Annotated in this window: 3 protein-coding genes and 2 pseudogenes; 3 read left to right on the top strand and 2 right to left on the bottom strand. The window is 39.9% G+C overall.

Going from position 1 to position 3,385, the window contains the following annotated elements; all coding sequences use genetic code 11:
* The first annotated feature begins 87 nt into the window (after nucleotides 1-87).
* The 3 genes from tnpA to tnpC are packed head-to-tail and all read left to right on the top strand — an operon-like array spanning nucleotide 88 to nucleotide 2,427.
* Nucleotides 88-405 carry an IS66 family insertion sequence element accessory protein TnpA gene (tnpA, locus tag ADJ83_RS15030; protein ID WP_031540353.1) on the top strand — a complete coding sequence of 106 codons (318 nt, stop codon included), beginning with the start codon at nucleotides 88-90 and terminating at the stop codon, nucleotides 403-405.
* On the top strand, nucleotides 399-758 hold the full coding sequence (tnpB, locus tag ADJ83_RS15035) for an IS66 family insertion sequence element accessory protein TnpB (RefSeq protein WP_031540354.1): 360 nt from the start codon (nucleotides 399-401) through the stop codon (nucleotides 756-758). Before tnpA ends, tnpB begins: the two co-directional genes overlap by 7 nt.
* A gap of 49 nt (nucleotides 759-807) precedes the next feature.
* Nucleotides 808-2,427 (top strand): IS66 family transposase, encoded by a 1,620-nt coding sequence (gene tnpC / locus ADJ83_RS15040; protein ID WP_048717388.1) that lies wholly within the window; start codon nucleotides 808-810, stop codon nucleotides 2,425-2,427.
* 37 nt (nucleotides 2,428-2,464) lie between these two features.
* Here the strand turns inward: tnpC and ADJ83_RS26265 are convergent.
* Together ADJ83_RS26265 and ADJ83_RS15045 are read right to left on the bottom strand one after the other, a co-directional pair.
* Nucleotides 2,465-2,551, bottom strand: a pseudogene (locus ADJ83_RS26265) (hypothetical protein); the annotation flags it as partial.
* Between the two features lie 52 nt (nucleotides 2,552-2,603).
* Nucleotides 2,604-3,245: pseudogene (locus ADJ83_RS15045) on the bottom strand (IS21 family transposase); the annotation flags it as partial.
* Nucleotides 3,246-3,385 lie beyond the last annotated feature (140 nt).

Below are 3,385 nucleotides of genomic sequence, written 5' to 3' on the forward strand. Positions count from 1 at the left end.
GTAAGCGTCAAACTATACCCACATGGTTTGACGCTTTTTTATATGCGATAATCTCCTAGAGATTACACATAATGGAGGTTTTGCTATATGAAGAGATCCGATCTTAGAGTTGAATGGGAAAAACGGATTGCTAACTATATGACAAGCGGACTAAGTGCTTCAAATTGGTGTGCAGCCAACGAGGTCAGTATTCATCAATTCTGGTATTGGAAGAAGAAGCTTAAAACAACCGAAGACACGTCAAATACCCCTTCACAATGGATTACATTAGAAATGGATGAAACAATGACAGACTCTCAATCTAACATAGTTGTTCATGTTGGTCACGTAGCGTTAGAGGTCAAACAAGGCTTTGATCCCCAGCTGCTTGTAGATGTGGTAAGGACACTTCAATCCATATGCTAAATGCATCAACGATTGAGAGTGTCTACCTCGCTCGAGGTAGCACGGACATGAGAAAATCCATTGATGGATTAGCTATCATCGTTCAGATGGAATTCAATCTAGATCCCTTTTCATCGAGTCTTTTTGTTTTTTGTAACAAGAAACGCGATAAACTCAAGATTCTTCATTGGGATACCAACGGATTTTGGTTGTACTACCGAAGACTCGAACGTGGAACATTTCACTGGCCATCTGATCATGGGAGCTTAGGTCCGTATAAAATCTCACGTCGCCAATTGAATTGGTTGTTAGATGGTTTATCATTAGAACAGACAAAAGCACATCCCGTCGTTTCTGCAAAAACTGTCGTTTAAACATGAAATTATGAGAGTAATCGGTTGGATCTTATAGTATAATGAAATCATGAAAAAGACAAAGAAAACAGCAAACACAACTCCTACAATTGAAGAACTTCTCGAGCGCGTTCAACTCTTGGAACAGAAAAACGCAGACTTAGAGGCGAAGCTAGAAAAGGAAAAAAGTGAATCTGAAGCCAAGATTAGTTGGTTACAAGAACAGCTTCGCCTTCATCAGTCTAAACGTTTTGGTGTATCTAGCGAAAAGGGCATTCCAGGTCAACTGGAACTAACTCTTTTTAATGAAGTTGAACAAGAAGCGGACCTCGCATCACCCGAACCTACCGTAGAAACCATCACCTACCGCCGTAAGAAGAAACGCGGCCAACGTCAGTTGATGTTAGAAAATCTGCCTGTGGAAACGATCGATTATCGTTTATCCGATGAAGAGCAGGTCTGTTCGTGTTGCGGTGGAAACCTGCATGAAATGAGTACAGAAGTCCGTCAGGAATTAAAATATATCCCAGCTGAAGTAAAAGTGGTGAAGCATGTGCGCCATGTTTATTCATGCCGCCATTGTGAACAGGAGGCCATTGAAACGCCGATCCAAACCGCGCCCATGCCGAAGCCAGTCATTGCGGGAAGTCTCGCATCTCCATCTATGTTGGCACATATCATGAGCCAAAAGTATGTAGAGGGACTTCCTATATATAGACAGGAAAAACATCTACATCGTTTGGGTATAACATTATCTCGTCAAACGATGGCTAATTGGATGATGTACGGAGCAGATCGTTGGTTAAGCAAGCTATATAGTCGGATGCATCAGCTCCTAGTTAAGCTTGACATTGTTTGTGCGGATGAGACAACTCTTCAAGTGCTTCAAGAGCCAGGTAGATCCGCTTCATCTAAATCCTATTTGTGGCTATACCGTACAGGTGTCGAGGGATCTCCCATCATACTATATGATTATCAAGAAACCAGAGCTGGAGAAAATCCAATGAACTTCTTAAAGGAATTCAAAGGCTTTCTTCAAGTCGACGGTTATGCCGGATATCATAAAGTAGAAAACGTAACACTTGTTGGTTGTTGGGCTCATGCCAGACGTGGTTTTACCGATGTCTTAAAAGCACTGCCTACAAATAGTATAAAACCAGTCGCTGCGACCGAAGGTCTCCAATTCTGTAATCAACTTTTCACGATTGAGCGAAAGTTAAAGGAATTAGAGCCGGAAGAACGGTATAAACAACGTCTAGAGCAAAGTAAACCAATACTAGACTCTTTTTTGTCATGGCTAAAAGTACAAGAACAACATGTGTTGCCTAAAAGTGGTCTCGGCAAAGCTATTACATACTGTCTAAACCAGTGGGATAAGTTAGTGGCATTTCTAGAGGATGGTCGATTAGAAATCGATAACAATAGAAGCGAAAGGGCTATTAAGCCAGTAGTGCTTGGAAGGAAGGCTTGGCTGTTTAGTAACACACCAAATGGTGCGAGAGCCAGTGCCATCATATACAGTATCGTGGAGACAGCGATCGCAAACGGATTGAATCCATATTACTATCTTCGCTATCTATTTGAGCAGCTTCCCAACTTGGATCTGACAGATCATGATAACCTTGACCAACTACTTCCTTGGTCAACGACACTACCAGTGTCTTGTATTTCATTTAAAAAACTTAACTAAATAATAACCCAGGCCCCATCTAAAACATAGGTGGGGTCTATTTGACGCTTACGTTCTGACAGCTTTTTTCACCTTTGACACTGTATTTTCCATTACATCTCCAGACAATTCTTCTAAGCCTTTCATCGGTAGAGTTCCATACCTTTCTTCCAAATGGGCTACCACAATGCCCACATCTCCGTTAATATTGTTTTTGGAACTCCTCCAAACGCTTCAAAGCTTTCCATCAAAAAGGATATTAGTACACTTTGTGACTTTGACATGGTTAGTCCATAAGACTTGAATCTTGAATTACCTAACACTAGTACCCCGACATTGACGTATATAATTTCCCCCTCTTTTGTTATGTATCTAATGTTCTCTTTCCAATCAAATTGTGCTTGTTCCCCGGGAGGGGTCTCAAAACGAACAACGGTCTTGTTCGCTTGAATTCTTTTTCCATCACTAAAGTATGCCTGGAATTCAGGTTTATCAGATATATAGCGTCGGAAAGATGACTGAGAACATTCTAACCCATGGTTATCTTTTAGATACTCCCATAGAATCCTCTTGTAGTAAAAGGTTTGTATAGATTCCTCTGAAAGTAGCTCAGATATAACGTTATATAAGTCATCTATTTTTGACTTTCTATTACGAGTTTTGCAAGAACTATTCCCATTTAAATATCGATCCACTGTCCTCCTATCTACACCTAATTCCCGCCCTAATCTACTTTTATTTATTTTCATATTTAGGCTCTACATTAGAAGCTTTAACTTTGGTAAATCTTCCAAACAATTAATTTCTATATCTGTACTTATATCTAGATGTACATGCATCCTCTTCACCTCAGTGTAAGTATGCATGTATGACACTAAACTGTACATTCTTATGTAATCATTTCTGTACATTATTAAATTAGCATTTATACTCGGTGTTATAAGTGAAAAATTAGGCTTTAGTTACTTCATTAAAGCGC

The organism is Bacillus sp. 522_BSPC, assembly GCF_001076885.1.
Classification (GTDB): Bacteria; Bacillota; Bacilli; order Bacillales; family Cytobacillaceae; genus Niallia; species Niallia hominis.

Excerpts from the sequence above, each read along its gene's own strand:
- tnpA (WP_031540353.1), top strand. The coding sequence starts at position 88 with ATGAAGAGATCCGATCTTAGAGTTGAATGGGAAAAACGGATTGCTAAC.
- tnpB (WP_031540354.1), top strand. The coding sequence starts at position 399 with ATGCTAAATGCATCAACGATTGAGAGTGTCTACCTCGCTCGAGGTAGC.
- tnpC (WP_048717388.1), top strand. The coding sequence starts at position 808 with ATGAAAAAGACAAAGAAAACAGCAAACACAACTCCTACAATTGAAGAA.